This window comes from Peptoclostridium litorale DSM 5388 (assembly GCF_900141635.1).
Taxonomy (GTDB): Bacteria; Bacillota; Clostridia; order Peptostreptococcales; family Peptostreptococcaceae; genus Peptoclostridium; species Peptoclostridium litorale.
This window is the reverse complement of the sequence record NZ_FSRH01000034.1, coordinates 1-1,654: the sequence shown is the minus strand read 5'-3', so window position 1 is coordinate 1,654 and position 1,654 is coordinate 1. Positions and strand designations below refer to the sequence as shown.

The following is a 1,654-nucleotide window of genomic DNA, read 5'->3' as shown; positions in this document are numbered from 1 at the left end:
CCAGCCCCAGGATGAGACGAGCCGACATCGAGGTGCCAAACCTCCCCGTCGATGTGGACTCTTGGGGGAGATAAGCCTGTTATCCCCGGGGTAGCTTTTATCCGTTGAGCGATGGCCCTTCCACTCGGAACCACCGGATCACTAAGCCCGACTTTCGTCCTTGCTCGACCTGTATGTCTCGCAATCAAGCTCCCTTATGCCTTTGCACTCTTCGCACGATTTCCGACCGTGCTGAGGGAACCTTTGGGCGCCTCCGTTACTCTTTAGGAGGCGACCGCCCCAGTCAAACTGCCCGTCAGACAGTGTCCCAGTACCGGTTTCACGGTACATGGTTAGAACCTCAATACTGCAAGGGTGGTATCCCAAGGACGGCTCCAGCGAAACTTGCGTTCCACTTTCCAAGCCTCCCACCTATCCTGTACATGCAGCATCGAAATCCAATGCCAAACTGCAGTAAAGCTCCACGGGGTCTTTCCGTCCTGTCGCAGGTATCCGGCATCTTCACCGGAATTACAATTTCACCGAGTCTATTGTTGAGACAGCGCCCAAATCGTTACGCCTTTCGTGCGGGTCGGAACTTACCCGACAAGGAATTTCGCTACCTTAGGACCGTTATAGTTACGGCCGCCGTTTACTGGGGCTTAAGTTCAATGCTTCGATTGCTCTAACACATCCCCTTAACCTTCCAGCACCGGGCAGGCGTCAGCTCCTATACTTCGTCTTGCGACTTAGCAGAAACCTATGTTTTTGGTAAACAGTCGCTTGGGCCTATTCTCTGCGGCCCCCTCATGCTTTCACACTAACGGGGCACCCCTTCTCCCTAAGTTACGGGGTAATTTTGCCGAGTTCCTTAACAATAGTTCTCTCGCTAGCCTTAGGATTCTCTCCTCACCCACCTGTGTCGGTTTGCGGTACGGGCACCTTCCACCTCGTTAGAGGCTTTTCCTGACAGTGTGAAATCAACCACTTCGCTACTTAAATTTCGCTCCCCATCACGCCTTAGAATTATCGAAACGGATTTGCCTATTTCGACTCCCTTAACGCTTGGACCTTCAAAACCAACTGAAGGATGGCCTATCCTACTGTGTCACCCCATCACTCAAATGGTGGTTGGTGGTACAGGAATATCAACCTGTTGTCCATCGCCTACGCCTTTCGGCCTGAGCTTAGGCCCCGACTAACCCTGAGAGGACGAACCTTCCTCAGGAAACCTTGGGTTTTCGGCCGGCAGGATTCTCACCTGCCTCTCGCTACTCATGCCAACATTCTCACTTGTATAAAGTCCACTGCTCCTTGCGGTACAGCTTCGCTCCTTATACAACGCTCCCCTACCATCCTTACGGATCCATAGCTTCGGTGGTGGATTTTAGCCCCGGTAATATTTCGGCGCAGGATCACTCGACCAGTGAGCTATTACGCACTCTTTGAATGAGTGGCTGCTTCTAAGCCAACATCCTGGTTGTCTGTGCAATCCCACATCCTTTTCCACTTAATCCACACTTTGGGACCTTAGCTGATGGTCTGGGCTGTTACCCTTTTGTCCATGGACCTTATCACCCATAGACTGACTCCCGGGAAAAAGAACAAGGTATTCGGAGTTTGATAGTCTTCGGTAACCCAAAGGGCCCCTAGGACAGTCAGTGCTCTACCCCCT

General features: G+C 52.2%; 1 rRNA gene. It reads right to left on the bottom strand.

Annotated features, from left to right (window positions below):
- Positions 1 to 1,654, bottom strand: a 23S ribosomal RNA gene (locus BUQ87_RS14870); the annotation flags it as partial.